The following is a 15290-nucleotide window of genomic DNA, read 5'->3' on the forward strand; positions in this document are numbered from 1 at the left end:
ATAGATGATCTAGGCGTATTGGGGAGCGTTATGGATAGATTTTTATTTAATAGCCAAATATTTTGGCGCCTTGGCTTCTTGACCTTACTTCTACTGCTTGCTGGTCCCGTGCATGCACAATCGCTGCAGGACCCGTCCACGGGCGCAGAGCCCGCAAGCCTGGTCGCACCCACCGGCTTTGGCGATGATGACCTAACCGGCACCCGGTTACTGGAAGAAGAAGTAGAGGAAGAGCAGCCCGAGGTTATTCGGCGTATCCTTCGCCTCGGCCCCGCACAGGCCCGGATTGTTGAGCTACCCCGGCCAGCAGGTGCCGTGATCGTTGCCGCCCCTGACACGGTCAGTGCGGTGCTCGATAGCCCACAGCGGTTGCTGCTGATCCCACGCCAGCTCTCTGCGACCTCCCTCACCGTGCTTGATGACCTGGATCGCCCGATGCTCGAGGCACAGGTGATCATCTCTGGTCGGAATAACCGAAGCCTACGGGTCACCCGGGGCTGCCCAACCGGTAGCCGCTGCCCGGAATCCACCGTTGAGTTCTGTGCCGGTGATTGCATCACCCTGCCATTGCTGGCGACCGCGCCAGCCAACCCCAGCATCAACGGCACTGAACCCAACGCTGCCGCGAACAGCGAGTAAGGGGAAGAATGATGACCCATATCCAGCTGACACAGCCCCAAACCACTGGCCGGACCTGGCGCCGCAATGGTGCCGTGGCTCTGCTATTGCCATTGCTTGCCGCCTGTAATGCGGCGACCGCACCGGGTGAACGCTCTGGCCTCCACACCAACGGACCGGTCGGTGATTCCGACGGGATTTTCGCTGGCCCACCTGTGCCCGTGCCAGAGAGTAAAATCCTAGGCGATGCGTTCGAGCCGAGCGCCAACAGTGATTCTCTGCCGCCCTCTGAGGTGGCACAGGCCCTGCCCGGCGTGATTGAAGAGCAGGCCCGCAGCGCGGTCGCCCGCAGCGATTTCAGCGCAGCAGCCGCTTACTACGCGCTGCTCTACTACCGCGATCAACGGGATGAGCGGCTGGCCATCAAATATGCGGAGGCCCTGCGTCGCTCAGGCTCTGCCGATCAAGCCTTGGCGGTTCTTAAACCATTTGCCGAGCCAGAATCCGCGACGCCGCAGGCGCTGATTGCCTATGCCAAGGCAAACCTAAAGGTGAAGCGTCTGGCCGCTGCGGTTCAATCCGCCCGCTGGGCCGTTGATGCCGACCCCACCCTGGCTGAAGCCTACCATGTCCTGGCAACCACCCTGGACGCCATGACCAATCACCGGGAGGCCCAGGCGGCGTATCAGTCAGCCCTGGCCCATGGCATTGGCGATAGCCACCGAACCCTAAATAACCTCGCCATGTCCTACGCCCAGAGTGGGGAGCTAGCGATGGCGCAATCTAGCCTTCGCCAAGCGCTGCAACTGGCCGGTGATGACCCCACGGTTCAGGCCAACCTGCAGCTGGTCAGCACCATGGCAAGCCAGCAACGGCTGAAGCCCATGCTTGCGCTCAGCCTGCCAACCAGGACTAGCGGTGAGCCCGCCGAACCAACCCGCCATCCACGCCGTGAATGGGCGGTGGATCGGGGCGCAGATCCGCGCAGCTTCCAAACCGGAACGTTTGAGAGCTTTGATCGCCTGGTCCTGCCACGCCTGGCACCCGGCGCGATCAGTGTCGAGAATGATGATGGATTGGTAACGGTCAAGCTGCCCGCCACCATCGTCGCCAACCTGCCAAAACTGACCAAAGAGCTGGAGCGTTCGGTTGAGACGATCACCATGCAAGGTGACGCAAAGGGCATTGCCCTGTCCTTCCAGCTGAAGCCGGATGTGGCGATCTTTGAGCGGGCGGTGGAAGATCGGATGGCCATAGACTTCCTGATCGACCCTGCGGAAGCTAGCAGCAACCAGCAAGCATCCCGGTAGGCGCCGCTATCTGTCCGTGTTGGGCAATACCTAACTAGACGCTATGGTGCGGGGACCTCAATGACCGCCGCACCATGAGCTTGTTCAATGGATCGCTTCACGATCTTTGGCGACCGCCGATCCGGCAACTGCCTTAAAGTTCTCTATACCGCCCGACATTTGGATCTCAGCTATGACTGGGAAGAGATCGATATCATGGCCGGTGAGAGCCGGGATGAGGCCTTCCTTGCCATAAACCCATGGGGTCAGATACCGGCGGTGCGGTTCAGCGATGGCCGCGTATTAACCCAATCTAACGCCATCACCCTGCATCTGGCTGAGGGTTCTGCGCTGATCCCAAGCGAGGCTTTCGCCCGCGCCCAGATACATGAGTGGATGTTTTGGGAACAATACAGCCACGAACCTGCCATCGCGGTCCGACGGTTCATGAAGATCTATGCCAACAAGGCTGATGATGAGATTGAGCCAAAACTTCTGGATCGGGGCTATGCCGCCCTCGACCATATGGAAGCGAGCTTGAGCAAACGTGATTGGCTGGTTGGCGGTTCAATCTCACTCGCTGATATCGCGCTGGTGGCCTACACCCAATATGCAGGCGATGGCGGGTTCGACCTTGGCCGTTATCCGGGCATCAGTCGTTGGATTGCGCGCACTGGCAGCGTGATTGATCTCAGCGCCACGCCTTAACCCCTAGAAGGTCTGCATCACCTTGATGATGGCGGGGCCCAGGATGGTGACGAACAGGCCGGGCAGGAAGAACAGGATCATTGGTACGGTGAGCTTGGCGGGCAAGGCGGCAGCGATCCGCTCAGCCTTCGACATGCGCTGATCACGTAGGTCACCGGCGAGTGTCCGTAGCGCGCGGCCAAGCGATGTACCGTATTTCTCAGCCTGGATCAGGGTATTGGCGAAGGTGCGGGCCGAGGGTTCGCTGATCCTAGTGGCGAAGTTCTTAAACGCGCCAGAGCGATCCCCCAGCAGGGCAAGCTCAGCACTTAACAAGCCCAGCTCCTCCCCCAACACGGTGGATTGCTCCTCAATCTCATGGGCAACACGGTCGATGGCGGCCTCAACACTGAGCCCACCTTCAACACAGACCAGCATCAGATCGAGGGCGTCGGGGAAGTTGTTGGCGACCTCATCCTTCCGTTTCTGCGCGGCGTTAATCACGAACAGCAATGGCAGGAAGAAGCCGAATACAGCGGTAGCGACAATGATCCCCATCCGCTCGGTGTTCGAGATGTCAAAGCCAGTGGTGTAGATGAAGGCCAGGACCGCCATGATTGCCGGGGCCGCCAACCGGGCCGTCATGTAAATCAGCGCTGCACGCGGACTGCGATAACCAGCGGCGGCGAGCTTCTCTCGCGCGCTTGCAAGACCGGCATAGCGTTCGATCTGAAACAGCTCAGCCAGGCTCTGCGAGGCGTTGCGGCGGATCAGGGCGGCATTTGCCTCCATCTCCTGCCGCTGGGTGGCAGCAAGGTTGCGTCGCCGCTCAACCACCACGGCCTTTACCCGCTCGCGCTGATCAGCACGGTCCAGCAAGGGGAGGCCAGCATAGATAACCGAGATCATGGCCCCGGCAGCGGCGGCCCAGGTCCAGATCTCGCCGCTCTCAATGAACTCTGAAAAGAACTCAATCATGGGCGCCTAAACCTTGAAATGGATCATCTTAGCCATGACCCCGATGCCAATGATCATCCAGAAGATGGCACCGGCGACCAGCAGGTTGCCGATTTTGGTGTCCCACATCGGGTTCATGTATTCCGGTGCCACGGTGATGATGGCACCGGATAGGAAGAATGGCAGCGAGCCGATGATACCGGCCGAGGCCTTAGCCTCACTGGTCATTGCCTGGACCTTACGTTTCAACTTAAAACGCGCACGTATCACATCCGCCAAATTCTGTAGTGTTTCGGACAAGGAACCACCCGTTTGGGACTGGATCGCAAGCGCGATGGCCAGCATATGCATCTCTTGCAGCGGCATACGCTTGGCACACCGCTCCAACGCATCAGCAAGGGAGAAACCGGCCGCCTGTTCATCCGTCACGATTGCAAACTCGGTCGCAATGGGCCCCTTAAACTCGCGGCCAATCATGGCGAGCGCCTCGTTAACTGGCAGACCCGCCTTCAAACCCCGAACCATCACATCAAGGGCATCAGGGAGAGAGGATAGGAACTGCCGCATCCGGCGCCGCCCCAGGATGGTCAACACCATGAACGGCACGCCAAGACCCGCGGTAATAGACAGGGTTAGGGCAAGTTGAAGGTTCTGTTGCGCGGCATAGCCAACGGCCGCCGCTCCCAGTGCAAGGCCAGCCGCAATCTGCCAAAACTGTTTGACGTCAATCGGCAGACCAGCCTCGGCGATCCGGTCTTCAACCGACCGTGCCGCCTGTTCTTTCTCATCCTTCTTCTTCTCAGCGGAGCGCAGGCGCTTTTCGATGCTGGACAGGTCATTGGTGCGCGCCGCACCGACCTGGCGGCTTTGCCCGGCTGCCTTAACCACATTATTGATGCGATTGCGCAGATGCCAATAGCGGGCGAACCAGATGCCAGCACCGGTGCCACCGATGGCGATCAAGGCGGCGGATAAGGCAATGATTTCACGGTACCGTTCAAAGAAGGCGGTGATCAGTTGCCATTGCTGTTCTGTCATTGGCGCTAACACTTACTCTTGGCCGATTGGTGGTGCCAGGGCACCCGCATTAATGGGCCGCTTCCAGTGCCTCCAGCAGTTCACCATGCAGGCCGTAATACCGGGCTTTCTCCCAGAACTTTGGCCGCAGGCCGGTTGCAACATGACGGCCGACGAGGTTGCCGTCCCGGTCCTCGCCGGTCACCTCAAACCGCACTAAATCCTGCAGGGTGACCACATCACCCTCCATGCCCGCGACCTCGGTGATGTGGGTGACCCGGCGCGACCCGTCGCGCAGTCGCTGACACTGCACCACCACATTGATGGCGGCGGCAATCTGCTCACGAATGGCCGCAGGTGGGATAGAGATATTGCCCATGGCAATCATGTTCTCGACCCGGCTCAACCCCTCCCGCGGGTTGTTGGCGTGAATTGTGCCCATTGAACCGTCATGGCCCGTATTCATCGCCTGAAGCAGGTCAAACGCCTCGGGTCCACGGACCTCACCCACGATGATCCGATCAGGCCGCATCCGTAGGCAGTTTTTAACGAGATCCCGCATCAAGACCTCGCCCTCGCCCTCAAGGTTCGGGGGCCGGGTCTCCAGGCGCACCACATGCGGCTGCTGTAGCTGAAGCTCGCAGGCATCCTCGCAGGTGATAACGCGCTCGCCATGGCTGATGTAGCCGGTCAGGCAGTTGAGCATCGTCGTCTTGCCCGAACCGGTACCGCCAGAGATTAGAATGTTGCACCGGCTGGCGGCGGCGACACGCAGTACGGTGGCCGCTGCCTGGTCGACAGAGCCGTACTCCATCAACTTCTCAAGCGTCAGCTTCTCTTGCTTAAACTTACGAATGGTGAGGGTGGCGCCATCAACGGCGAGCGGTGGGATGATCGCGTTAACCCGGCTGCCATCGGGTAAGCGGGCGTCACAGATCGGGCTGCTCTCATCAATCCGTCGACCAACGGCCGAGACGATCTTCTGACAGATATTGATGAGGTGCTGGTTATCGCGAAACCGGATCGGCGCCTGGCTGATCTTACCCTCGGTCTCGATGTAGACCGTCTCAGGGCCGTTCACCATGATGTCCGCGATATCGTCACGGGCCAGCAACGGCTCAAGCGGGCCATAGCCGAGGATATCGTCACAGACTTCTCGGCTCAGGCTGAACTGCTCTGACGCTGTTAGGTCGAGGCGGCGGAAGTTGATGATGGTCTCAACCGCCGTCTCGATATCCTGGCGCGCCCGCTCACGATCCAAACGCACAAGGCTGGTGACATCAACACCCTGCCGAATGTCCTCAAAGACGATGTCCCGGGCAGCAATGTAACGCTCAGACAGGTCCGGTGCCCGGCTTGGTTGGAAGTCGCCCGTCCCTTTTGAGGCTGGCGGGCGATCATTGGCCGGCTTCGGCGCCGTGGCGGTCGGGCGGGGTTGTGGTGCTTGGGTCGGCTGTGGCGCTGGTTGGCGCGCGAACCCTGTTGGCTCTTCCCGTGCCTGCACGGCTGGCATTGCATCACCTGGTATCGGTGCATCAGCTGACTGTCCGGGCACACCGACCGCACCGGCTTGAAGGGCGGTGTTTAGATCCGGTGGCTCCTCACCGATGGGTGGGGTGCCAACCGTATCTTCGTTAGGCTCATCGACTGGATCGTCAAAAGGATTGGCGCTCGGGTAACTATCCGTTGCCGATGGCGTTTGCTGCGGTGACTGCGGTGGCGGGGCAATTGGCTCGGCGACCACGGGTGCAGAGCGCTCAACCGATGGTTCAAGCGGCGCAGGCTCGCTAAAGGAACGCCCAGCAGGTGGCGCGTCTGCCGGACGCATATCCTGCTTAAACGGATCCCTGACTGGGTCGGCGCGGCGGCCAAACATACGCTAACGCCCCCTACCTACGCCCGGCCGGGCATTAGCCCGCCCAATAGCGCGCCCAGCTTGCCCGAGGCGGGCATCAGCGCGGCAGCACTGCGCGACACCTGGTCATTGGCGATACGGCCAGCACTGGCGCTTTCTTTCTGGTAGATAGCGTCGATCAACGGGGCTAGATCGCGCAGCACCTTCTGGGTTGTTTTATCGTTGTCGAAATATTTCCCATTGGTCTCAGCGAGGGCGAACAGGTTTGGTGCGAAGGGCACGCTATGGACTGACTTCTGCTCCAGCGCGTCCTTGATCGCATCGACGGGCAAATCAGCCCGGTCATGGGCGCCCTGTTTGTTGACTAGCACACTTGTTGGCGCGTCGCTGCCCCGCTTCTGCTTTAACTCATCAAGCAATAGCCGCGCATTGCGAAGCGAGGTCAGAAGTGGCGTGGTGACCAGCACAACGTGATCGGCCATCGCCGCCACATGACGGGTCAGCGGATGCAAACCAGCAGGCAAGTCGACGATGGTCACATCAGCCAGGGTGCGGGCCTCGGCAATCAGCATCTCAACCGCCTCAAATCCATATTGGTCTGGCGAGGCAACACCGCGGCCGCCCGGTAATAGTTGGATATGGTCACCAACCTGGCTGACCACGCGGCTCAACATTTCCGCATCAAACTTGCCGTCGGCGATACTCTCTAGAAGCTCATCGAGCGAGCGCTTGGCTTCACATCCGAAGGCAATGCCGCTGGTACCGCCAAGGCCCTGCATATCGGCAAGGAAACTTGTCGCCTGTCGCTTCTCCCCCGCCAGCCAGGCAATGGCCTGGGCCATGCTGGTGGTGCCGACACCACCCTTGGCGCCGACGACGGCGACTAGTTTGCCGCTGGCACCGCTAACGTTGGCCAGGCCCTTAGCGAAGGAACCGATCAACTCCTCAGGGCCATATGGACCAACCAGATAGTCACTAACGCCCATCTCGGTCAGGCGCCGATACAGGCGGACATCATTGGTATGGCCGAGGACAATCGCACCGGTACCGGGACGACAATGGCCAGCCAGCTTATCAATCGCGCCCTCAACATCATTGGCGGCATTATCAAGCTCAACTGCGACCAACTCCGGTGACGGGGCCTGGCGATAGTGTTCCATCGCCTTGGTTAGGCCGCCATCCATGGTGTTGATTGTGATCCGCGCCATCCGCCAATCTTCAACGGTCGAGCGCAGCGCCTCCGCCGTTGCCGGATCGGTGAAGAATGCATCGATCGTCGCCCGTGGAAGTAGGGTCTGTTGGATCGCTGGATTACCCATAAAGTGCCTCCTATTCGGTCCTAAGCTGCGCCCGGTCTTGCGCGATCAACGCGCCGCGTCAGTGGTTTGAAGAATGATGGATTGTGGCGGCGGCGGTGGATCACCGGTACGCACGCGTTCAACGGCCAGCACACTCGGCTGGCTGCCAGATGTCGCCAGGCGGTCATTACCGGCCAGATCAGCAGGGCGGGCGGCCATCCGGCCAATCTGCTTATCCAGCGAACAACCAAGCGGTGAGCTCGCCTGCATTACATCTGGACAGTTGGGCAGCACCACATCCAAACGACGGAAGGTAGCGACAGCCCCATAGGGCTGGGCCGCGACGCCGGTGATGACAATGCGGTCACCGCTGATACCGGCATCCATGAATGCCATACGCAGCATGCGGGCATAGCGCTCTCGCTGATCACTGCTCTCGGTCGCCACAATCACATGGAGGCGGTTGCCGCCATGGCGATCATACTCATTGGCGATGGTCTTAACCGCCTGGAATAGGTCATCACCGCCAGCCTCAAGCACCGGCTCAGGGATGGCCATCCGCTGGGCGCTTGGGGCCAGGTCCAGATACTGGTTTGGCGTGACGGTTTGATACTTCTCCTCAACCCCAGCGCAGGCAACAATTACACCGCAGAAGAGTAAGGCGAGGCAGGCACGCAGATATTCCATGGTCTGATCCTCCTTTAATCCAGCAGATAGCCAGGGGCATCGGTGGCGGCAGGGCCATCGAGACCGGTTAGTGCCTCATCGCCATAGACGGTCTTCAACCGGTCCATCATTCCAAGCTCAACGGAAGTGCTCCGTGGCGCGCTGGCGACCGGCTGCGCAATGCCATTGCGGTACGGCTTCACCAAGATCGGGGTGACCATGATCACCACCTCGGACTCATTGCGAGAGAACGCATCAGAGCGGGCAAGCTGGCCCAGCACCGGCACGTCTTTAATGCCCGGCAGACCACTCGCGTTCTTCACCCCCTCTGATTGGATCAGGCCAGCAATCATCAGGCTGCCACCGCTACCCATCTCAACCACCGTCTCAGCACGGTTTACGGTGAGTGAAGGAACTGTGGTGCCTGCCAGAACAATGGCGGCCTCATTACTAAGCGCTGATACCTCGGTGCCGAGGCGCAGTGAGATGCGGTCCTCGCTCAACACCGTCGGGGTGAAGGCAAGGGAGACACCAAAGGGCCGGAATTGAATGGTGACCCCGTCATCATCGGAATCAATCGGGATCGGGAACTCACCACCAACCAGGAACTGCGCCGTCTCGCCGGTGATCGCCGTCAGGTTTGGTTCTGCCAGCACCTGGATCAGGCCATCCTGCTCCAGGGCATTGATGATGAGGGATAGCGGGCCAAAGCCACCGGGTGAGAACAGCAACTGGCCAATACCAAACGGCGTGGCGGACAGGCCGACCGCGGGCAGTGCGTTAAACAGGAAATCGACTGAGTTGTTTGGATCTAGGCCGTCACCAAAGTTCAGCTCAGTGCCCAACTCATAGATCGCCTCACGGCTCAACTCGACAATCCGGACCCGCAGCAGGACCTGCAGCTCACCAGCAACATCCATCATGTCGACGACATTCTCATCCGCCGTCACGAACCGGCGGGCAACCCGACGAACACGATCTGCAGCGGCGGGGGAGCTAACACTGCCCGCCAGGATCACATCGCCATTTACCGTACTAATCTCAAGCTCACGCTCTTGCGGCACGAGGCGTTGCATCGTGTTGTTGAGGGTAAGCTCATCAATCCGCACATGGATCTCAAGCCGGGTGATGATCTCCCCATCCGGGTCAAAGACGAAGACGGTGGTGTTGCCCAGCTGACGACCCAACAGATAGATGCGACGAGGGGACGGCACACGGGCATCGGCGATGGCGCTGTCACCGACCAATATCTCGCCAGCATCGCGAGACAGCTGAATGACTTCGGCCTTGCCAAAGGTCAGCTCAATCGTTCGGAAATCGCGCGAGCCCTTGGCGAAATTGGCTGCGTGGCTATCACCAACCAGGGCGAAGAGTAGGAAGGCCAGCGCCAGAAACCCGACGGCATAGCCAAGGCCACGATGAACCCGGCGCCAGATTGTTGTGAGCGCATGATCATGCATCAATGAAGGATCGATATGCAGGATCTCTAACCTGTTTCCCATCGCCTGTTGGTTCTGCATTAGCCGCCTTCCCTTCTTCCCCTAAAACTTACTACCGATCAGTACCGCTCAATTGGTCAGCCGGACCCGCTGAACTGAGGATCCGTGATAGACCCGCACCGATGGCCCCGTGCCCGCAGACACGTAATCCTCACCGCCTGCCTCGGCTAAAGCGTTCAACCGCGCAGCCTGGGTTGCAGCTTGCAACGCTTTGGCAATACCGATGTCAGACGTGAACTTTTGACTATCTGGCCGACCGGCATCGAGGACCTGATCCGCGCTCAACGCCCGCAAGGACAGGCTTAGATCGCCCATCTGCTGTGCCAGGGTTAGCTTCTCCGCCTGCTCCTGGGTGACTGCAACGGTGACAGAGCGCGCTGGCGCTGCATCCCGGCTATCCGTCACCACCTGATCAACGGCGAGGATGCGAATGCGCTCCAGGACAGTTTCAGAGGCATGGCGGGCAACAACGGTCTGTGCGGCTTGACGATCTTCACGGTCACCTTCAATGCGCACACTGTAGGTCATCAGGACATCAACGAAGTCACCCGGGCGGACAAAACCACCGGCTGAGGTTGTAACGGAGACAGGGATGCTGATGGCACGCTGATTGGGCTCCAACGTAGCGGCCAGGAAACCAGCATCCTTATCCTTGGAGACCAGCATGCTGGGGAAGATTGGCTCCCCCTCCAATACGGAACGGCGGAGGCGCATATTCTCAAGATTATCGACAATCTCATCACCCTTCCGGATTGCATGGCGTGGCACCAGCTCAGCCGGCCAATCCTCCCAGGTGAAATCTCCCGTGCCGAGGCCGGCGCCTGTACCCAGATTCTCATCGGCGATCATCACCGGGACCTTGGGCAGTTCAGCGGGGGCTTCCTCGCCGCTATTGCCGAGGGCCAGAACAATCATGCCAACACCGGTGCCAATTCCGATCAGTAGTGCCATGCCACGACGCATCGTTGCTCCTCCGTCAGCTCAATAGGGTCAAAATGTTTGGGATGGTCATGGCCAGCGCGCCAGCGGCGATCGCCACACCATAGGGAACGCGCCGCATGCCAAAGCGGAAGCCGCCATCAATACCCACACCTTCCAGCCAAACCGGCAGCGGGCGGGTAGCGGATAGCAGAACAACAACTGAGAGAACGCCGCCGGCAATTGCCATCGCGATAACAAATGGCAGCGCCAAGGTTGGACCAAATAGCAGCATCAAGGCACTGATCAGCTTGCCGTCACCAGCACCCAGCCAGGTGCGTGTGAACATGAAAAAGCACACTAAGAAGGCTGCCGCCGCAACGCCGAGATGGCCGATCACCGCTCCCATTGGAATAACCCCGGTGATAACAGCCAGCGGAAACAGGCCAGCGGTTAGCATCACCAAGCGGTTGGGAATTCGGAAGCCGCTAATGTCGTACCAGGCAGCCGCTACTACGGCAGCGCTGATCAGCAGGCTAATGGCAATCGGAAACAATTCCGGCATCAATCAAGAACTCGCAAAGGTTGTTCGGTGGCTATTCGCAAATCTGGAAACTAGAAGCCCGGGCCCCTGAAGCAGGCGACCCGGGCCAATAGTGTGGTCGTTAAACCGTTTGGGTGATGGGCTTAGGTGCCATCACCACCGCCGCCGCCACCGCCGCCAGCTTGGGCGCCTTGGACTTCTTCAGCGATACCGGTGAATGTCTCTTCGAGGGCCGGGCCAAGTAGCTGCAAGCCGCCGAGAACGGCCAATGACACCAGCGCCACAATTAGTCCGTATTCAATTGCTGTGGCACCATCTTCTTGTGCCAAAAACTGTCTTAATGACGTCATTTACTTTCTCCACACATGTCATGCAGGGGGCTCTGCTTCGAGGCTCTTATGCATTTGCTGCCGACCTCATGAACACAGGTAACCATTGTTTAATGGGATCGCCAAATATTTTTATTTTTTGAGTATTTACCGGTTTTTTTATATTTTTTATTTTGTGAATAATTTGAAATAAATCGATCTATAACCGTCATTATTTATCTAGCGCGCACAGAAAAGTGGCGGCGAAACCAAGGGCTTAGCCGGTGGAACAAACAAGTTTATTGAAATTGGATGGAGTGCGGTGACGCCGCTGGCTCAGCGTTCGGTGTTACCGCTGGCATCACCAAGGCCACCAGCGCTCGGGTTCATCCCGGCTTGTGGGGCTGGTGCCACTTGTGGCTGGGCACGCGACATGGCGGCCGCACTAACCCGTTGGAACGCGGCAACCCGCTTATCAATCGCGACCGAGGGACCGGCATCAAGTGCGGCCTCATATGGGACCTGCCGGATACCAGCTGACATCGCCTGCTTCATATCGCGGACAGCGGCGATGGTTTTGTTAAGCGCCTGCTCAAGGTGTTTACCTTGCTTCTCGCGCTTTTTAACTTCCTTACCAGCTTCACCGATCGCCTTCTTGACCTGTTTGGCGGCATTCTTGAAGCCATTGTCTTTTCGAAGGCTGTTCCAAATACCGAATAGCTGCTCTCGGCTGTTCCAAAGCGCCTCATCCTCGGCAGAGGCAGCGCCCTTCTTCTTCCGGCGTTTCTTCGGCTGGCCGGTTTCCAAATCCTCTGGCTTTGCCTCCCCATCCCGCACGCGGTCAAAGCGGTCTTCTGCTTCCTGGAGCTGACCCTCAGACCAAATCTTTGCCAAACGATGGGGATTGGACAGGCGGCGATCGGCACGGCGACCGACATAGCTTAACTGGTCTTGGTTCCTATCAGCCTCACGCTGAATCTCGCCAACCAGACGGGTGGCTTCCTCAACCACCTTATAAAGCTCGATATTCTTGCCTTGAGGTTTCGCCATAACCGGGCACCACGCCTAACTACCGTTAATAGAGAACGGGCGCCGCATCACCGGTAATGGCGCGAATGCGGGGCTGATTCTCTAGCACCCAGTTAACGTAACGGCTGGCGCCGAAACAATCATCATCGGCGCGATTATCCTTCCAAAACTCCATGATGCATTTGTCGCTGTGGTCGCACTCCATGCATTCAGGGTTCTGGTTACGCAGCACTTGCCGGCGCAGGTAACGACGGCGCGCTGGTGAGGTCAGGATCTCTTCAAAGTCCTGCTCAAAAATATTGCCAAACTCGCGCATGAACTCTTTCCAGCCATCGCGGTAGTCCGGCAGGACAAAGTCGCCATTGGGCAGCAGGAACAGCGTCTGGCCAGCGATATTGGCCAAATGCGGTGTCTCGGCCTGGTGGGCGATGAAGCGCATCTGCCCGATCTCTGGCGCCGGCACGCCATCCTTGCGCAGCTTCAGCCAGTACTCGGACAGCCCGATCATGAAGTCGCTGTATTCATTCATGCGCGGAGCAAAATCACCGTAAGCGCCCGTGGAGTTCTGATCATTCCACATGAAGGGAAGCCAACTGGTTTCCGCCACACCGATATCGGTGAGGTAATCCAGGGTTTCTTCCGGCCCCTGATCAATTAGCTCACGGTTAACAACGCTGATCGTTGAGAGGCGTAGACCGGAATTCACAACCGCGCGGGATCGTTCATCCCATTTGCGCATATAGCCCTTACCGCGCATAAGGCCGTCGTAAGAGCTTTGAACCTCGCCCTCACCATAACGGTCAAAGAGGGCAAACCAATCATCCTTCACCCCAACCAGGGCAGTCAGAACGGTATGCTTGGTCCGATATCCTTCAGCTTCTGAGAAGACGCCATTGATCGCGTCAGCCGCACTGGTGAAATAATCCTGGCCCATAGAGGTCGGCTCACCGCCATACCAATAGCCCACCACGGTTTTCTGGGCGATCTGCTGGTCACGGTAGTATTTATCGACCTTCTCACAGGTCATCCGCAGGTTCTCGACCGTCATCACGGTCTTATCCTTGCGTTGCTCAAGGCTGAGGTAGCAATGCGGACAGCGGAGCTTACAAAACAAGCTCGGCATCAGCGTGAAGATGAAGTAACCCTGCTCAATACTCACCAATTGGCGTTGATCGCCGGTCCCGCTTAAGGGGGATGGCGCGACGCCAGGCATGGGCTGGGGCGTGTTTAAGCCAGTTTCAGCAAGGAAAGGGCTATTGCTTAGCTGTGGGGTTGGTCCACCAAACGACACTGTCATGTCAGACCGGTCACCCGTTAAGCAGGTTGCTGATCGGTTTCGCCACCGTCAGCGGGTCCACCATTACCCGAGTACTGATCGACCAGATCTTTCGCACAGGTTTTGGTGAATTCGTGGATTTGAGCGGTCATACGGCGCGCAAACGCCTTGAACTCTGCCTCACCACCGAAGATGGCATAGATGTCCGCACGCAAACGATCCTTAAACGCGATCGTAAAGTCGGCATCTGACAGCGCCGACAGCCGTTGCAGGATATACGGGTCACTCACCTCAAACTCATGATCGTCGCCGAGCAAGGTTTCGACGAAGAGATACTCGATGAAGTTCGTAACCGGCGCGAGGAACTGGCCAAAGTTGCTTTGACCAAAATAAACCTCAGCGAATGCTTTCAATCGTTCGAAATAGGCCTGGTCTGCCTCGTCGCTGCGTTCTACCGGCGGCAGTAGAGAGAGGGAAAAGCCGGCATTAGCGGCGACGGAGACCATGTATTTCGGATCGATATCTGACTGCTCTGCTGGGATTTCCAGCACAACCTCAACGCCTGCGAGACCATAAGAGATGATGACATCCATCAAGGTTTCGTCGATATCCCCATCCTCACCTTTGAAGATCAGGGAGATATGCTTGAGGTCAGCCGGTGGCGAGAAACTATCAACGTCAACCTCAACACCGTAGTGGAAAGGCTGGGCCGACAACTCCGCGTTATCGACAATCTCACTGAGAGCAGTCATTCAGCAATCACCAAACAAATAGAATGATGGTTACGCGTTAGCGCCAACCGCGAGAGCCGTGGCAAGCACCGTGGCACGCACTGTGGCAGTTGCTGTAGCAGCTAAAGCTGTTGATCGTGCCCGACTGGCTCAATAGACCACCCGTCGCACCGCCGCCGCCGCCGAGGACCGCATCACCACCGCCAGTCACCTGGCCGCCGACACCACTCTCATTCTGCGCGACCTGCCACTCACCAATCGACTTGCCGTCGAAATACTCGTCGGCGATGGACTTGCCGTCGAAGGTTAGGTTGCTGGTGAAGATGTCCAAGCTTTCGCTGACCGCTTCACGAACGCTGCGCTTGCTGACAGCGCTAGCAATGGCACGGTCAAGCTCATCGGACACGCCCGTGTCCGTGCTGACTTCAACAGCCTCATAGCTGGCCGCATGCGCAATAGCGCTGGTGGCGATTAGGGCCAAAGAGGTCGAAACGGCGACCGGGCCAACCTTAATGGCTGACTTCTTGGCTGTGCTGCTATCACCCGAACCATTGGATGGGTTTGGCATCTGGATATCGTCTGGCATTGTGCCCCCCCT

At 58.5% G+C, this 15290-nt stretch carries 16 protein-coding genes; 3 read left to right on the plus strand and 13 right to left on the minus strand.

Annotated features, from left to right (window positions below; genetic code table 11):
• Nucleotides 1–78 precede the first annotated feature (78 nt).
• The 3 genes from KI792_10190 to KI792_10200 all read left to right on the plus strand — a co-directional run bounded on the left by KI792_10190 (nucleotide 79) and on the right by KI792_10200 (nucleotide 2615).
• Nucleotides 79–639, plus strand: a complete 561-nt coding sequence (locus tag KI792_10190; protein MBV6633382.1) for a pilus assembly protein N-terminal domain-containing protein — start codon at nucleotides 79–81, stop codon at nucleotides 637–639.
• 11 nt (nucleotides 640–650) lie between these two features.
• Nucleotides 651–1928 carry a hypothetical protein gene (locus tag KI792_10195; GenBank protein MBV6633383.1) on the plus strand — a complete coding sequence of 426 codons (1278 nt, stop codon included), beginning with the start codon at nucleotides 651–653 and terminating at the stop codon, nucleotides 1926–1928.
• An 87-nt stretch (nucleotides 1929–2015) separates the two neighbouring features.
• Entirely contained in the window at nucleotides 2016–2615 is a 600-nt protein-coding gene (locus KI792_10200; GenBank protein MBV6633384.1) for a glutathione S-transferase family protein, read from the plus strand.
• A 3-nt stretch (nucleotides 2616–2618) separates the two neighbouring features.
• Here the strand turns inward: KI792_10200 and KI792_10205 are convergent, their stop codons facing one another.
• The 13 genes from KI792_10205 to KI792_10265 all read right to left on the minus strand — a co-directional run bounded on the left by KI792_10205 (nucleotide 2619) and on the right by KI792_10265 (nucleotide 15278).
• Complete coding sequence (locus KI792_10205) at nucleotides 2619–3572, minus strand: type II secretion system F family protein (GenBank protein MBV6633385.1); 954 nt, start codon at nucleotides 3570–3572, stop codon at nucleotides 2619–2621.
• A gap of 6 nt (nucleotides 3573–3578) precedes the next feature.
• Nucleotides 3579–4589: a type II secretion system F family protein gene (locus KI792_10210; GenBank protein ID MBV6633386.1), complete on the minus strand. Its 1011-nt coding sequence runs from the start codon at nucleotides 4587–4589 to the stop codon at nucleotides 3579–3581.
• A 49-nt stretch (nucleotides 4590–4638) separates the two neighbouring features.
• The gene (gene tadA, locus KI792_10215; protein MBV6633387.1) at nucleotides 4639–6081 is read right to left on the minus strand and encodes a Flp pilus assembly complex ATPase component TadA; all 1443 of its coding nucleotides are present in this window, start codon (nucleotides 6079–6081) and stop codon (nucleotides 4639–4641) included.
• Nucleotides 6082–6461: 380 nt separating this feature from the next.
• Nucleotides 6462–7742, minus strand: coding sequence for a hypothetical protein (locus tag KI792_10220; protein MBV6633388.1), 1281 nt, complete (start codon nucleotides 7740–7742; stop codon nucleotides 6462–6464).
• A gap of 45 nt (nucleotides 7743–7787) precedes the next feature.
• Nucleotides 7788–8408: a hypothetical protein gene (locus KI792_10225; GenBank protein MBV6633389.1), complete on the minus strand. Its 621-nt coding sequence runs from the start codon at nucleotides 8406–8408 to the stop codon at nucleotides 7788–7790.
• A 14-nt stretch (nucleotides 8409–8422) separates the two neighbouring features.
• Complete coding sequence (locus KI792_10230; GenBank protein MBV6633390.1) at nucleotides 8423–9907, minus strand: type II and III secretion system protein family protein; 1485 nt, start codon at nucleotides 9905–9907, stop codon at nucleotides 8423–8425.
• Nucleotides 9908–9955: 48 nt separating this feature from the next.
• The gene (gene cpaB / locus KI792_10235) at nucleotides 9956–10837 is read right to left on the minus strand and encodes a Flp pilus assembly protein CpaB (protein ID MBV6633391.1); all 882 of its coding nucleotides are present in this window, start codon (nucleotides 10835–10837) and stop codon (nucleotides 9956–9958) included.
• A gap of 25 nt (nucleotides 10838–10862) precedes the next feature.
• Complete coding sequence (locus KI792_10240; protein MBV6633392.1) at nucleotides 10863–11369, minus strand: prepilin peptidase; 507 nt, start codon at nucleotides 11367–11369, stop codon at nucleotides 10863–10865.
• Between the two features lie 122 nt (nucleotides 11370–11491).
• Complete coding sequence (locus tag KI792_10245; GenBank protein MBV6633393.1) at nucleotides 11492–11698, minus strand: Flp family type IVb pilin; 207 nt, start codon at nucleotides 11696–11698, stop codon at nucleotides 11492–11494.
• Nucleotides 11699–11992: 294 nt separating this feature from the next.
• On the minus strand, nucleotides 11993–12706 hold the full coding sequence (locus tag KI792_10250) for a hypothetical protein (GenBank protein ID MBV6633394.1): 714 nt from the start codon (nucleotides 12704–12706) through the stop codon (nucleotides 11993–11995).
• 25 nt (nucleotides 12707–12731) lie between these two features.
• Entirely contained in the window at nucleotides 12732–13898 is a 1167-nt protein-coding gene (locus KI792_10255; GenBank protein MBV6633395.1) for a radical SAM protein, read from the minus strand.
• 101 nt (nucleotides 13899–13999) lie between these two features.
• Nucleotides 14000–14713 carry a hypothetical protein gene (locus KI792_10260; protein ID MBV6633396.1) on the minus strand — a complete coding sequence of 238 codons (714 nt, stop codon included), beginning with the start codon at nucleotides 14711–14713 and terminating at the stop codon, nucleotides 14000–14002.
• Between the two features lie 37 nt (nucleotides 14714–14750).
• The gene (locus KI792_10265; GenBank protein MBV6633397.1) at nucleotides 14751–15278 is read right to left on the minus strand and encodes a hypothetical protein; all 528 of its coding nucleotides are present in this window, start codon (nucleotides 15276–15278) and stop codon (nucleotides 14751–14753) included.
• Nucleotides 15279–15290 lie beyond the last annotated feature (12 nt).

It is taken from the genome of Alphaproteobacteria bacterium SS10 (assembly GCA_019192455.1).
Classification (GTDB): domain Bacteria; phylum Pseudomonadota; class Alphaproteobacteria; order TMED2; family TMED2; genus TMED2.

Coding starts and splice junctions, on each gene's coding strand:
- KI792_10195 (MBV6633383.1), top strand. CDS start 651: ATGACCCATATCCAGCTGACACAGCCCCAAACCACTGGCCGGACCTGG.
- KI792_10200 (MBV6633384.1), top strand. CDS start 2,016: ATGGATCGCTTCACGATCTTTGGCGACCGCCGATCCGGCAACTGCCTT.
- KI792_10205 (MBV6633385.1), bottom strand. CDS start 3,572: ATGATTGAGTTCTTTTCAGAGTTCATTGAGAGCGGCGAGATCTGGACC.
- KI792_10210 (MBV6633386.1), bottom strand. CDS start 4,589: ATGACAGAACAGCAATGGCAACTGATCACCGCCTTCTTTGAACGGTAC.
- tadA (MBV6633387.1), bottom strand. CDS start 6,081: ATGCCAGCCGTGCAGGCACGGGAAGAGCCAACAGGGTTCGCGCGCCAA.
- KI792_10220 (MBV6633388.1), bottom strand. CDS start 7,742: ATGGGTAATCCAGCGATCCAACAGACCCTACTTCCACGGGCGACGATC.
- KI792_10225 (MBV6633389.1), bottom strand. CDS start 8,408: ATGGAATATCTGCGTGCCTGCCTCGCCTTACTCTTCTGCGGTGTAATT.
- KI792_10230 (MBV6633390.1), bottom strand. CDS start 9,907: ATGCAGAACCAACAGGCGATGGGAAACAGGTTAGAGATCCTGCATATC.
- cpaB (MBV6633391.1), bottom strand. CDS start 10,837: ATGGCACTACTGATCGGAATTGGCACCGGTGTTGGCATGATTGTTCTG.
- KI792_10240 (MBV6633392.1), bottom strand. CDS start 11,369: ATGCCGGAATTGTTTCCGATTGCCATTAGCCTGCTGATCAGCGCTGCC.
- KI792_10245 (MBV6633393.1), bottom strand. CDS start 11,698: ATGACGTCATTAAGACAGTTTTTGGCACAAGAAGATGGTGCCACAGCA.
- KI792_10250 (MBV6633394.1), bottom strand. CDS start 12,706: ATGGCGAAACCTCAAGGCAAGAATATCGAGCTTTATAAGGTGGTTGAG.
- KI792_10255 (MBV6633395.1), bottom strand. CDS start 13,898: ATGCCTGGCGTCGCGCCATCCCCCTTAAGCGGGACCGGCGATCAACGC.
- KI792_10260 (MBV6633396.1), bottom strand. CDS start 14,713: ATGACTGCTCTCAGTGAGATTGTCGATAACGCGGAGTTGTCGGCCCAG.
- KI792_10265 (MBV6633397.1), bottom strand. CDS start 15,278: ATGCCAGACGATATCCAGATGCCAAACCCATCCAATGGTTCGGGTGAT.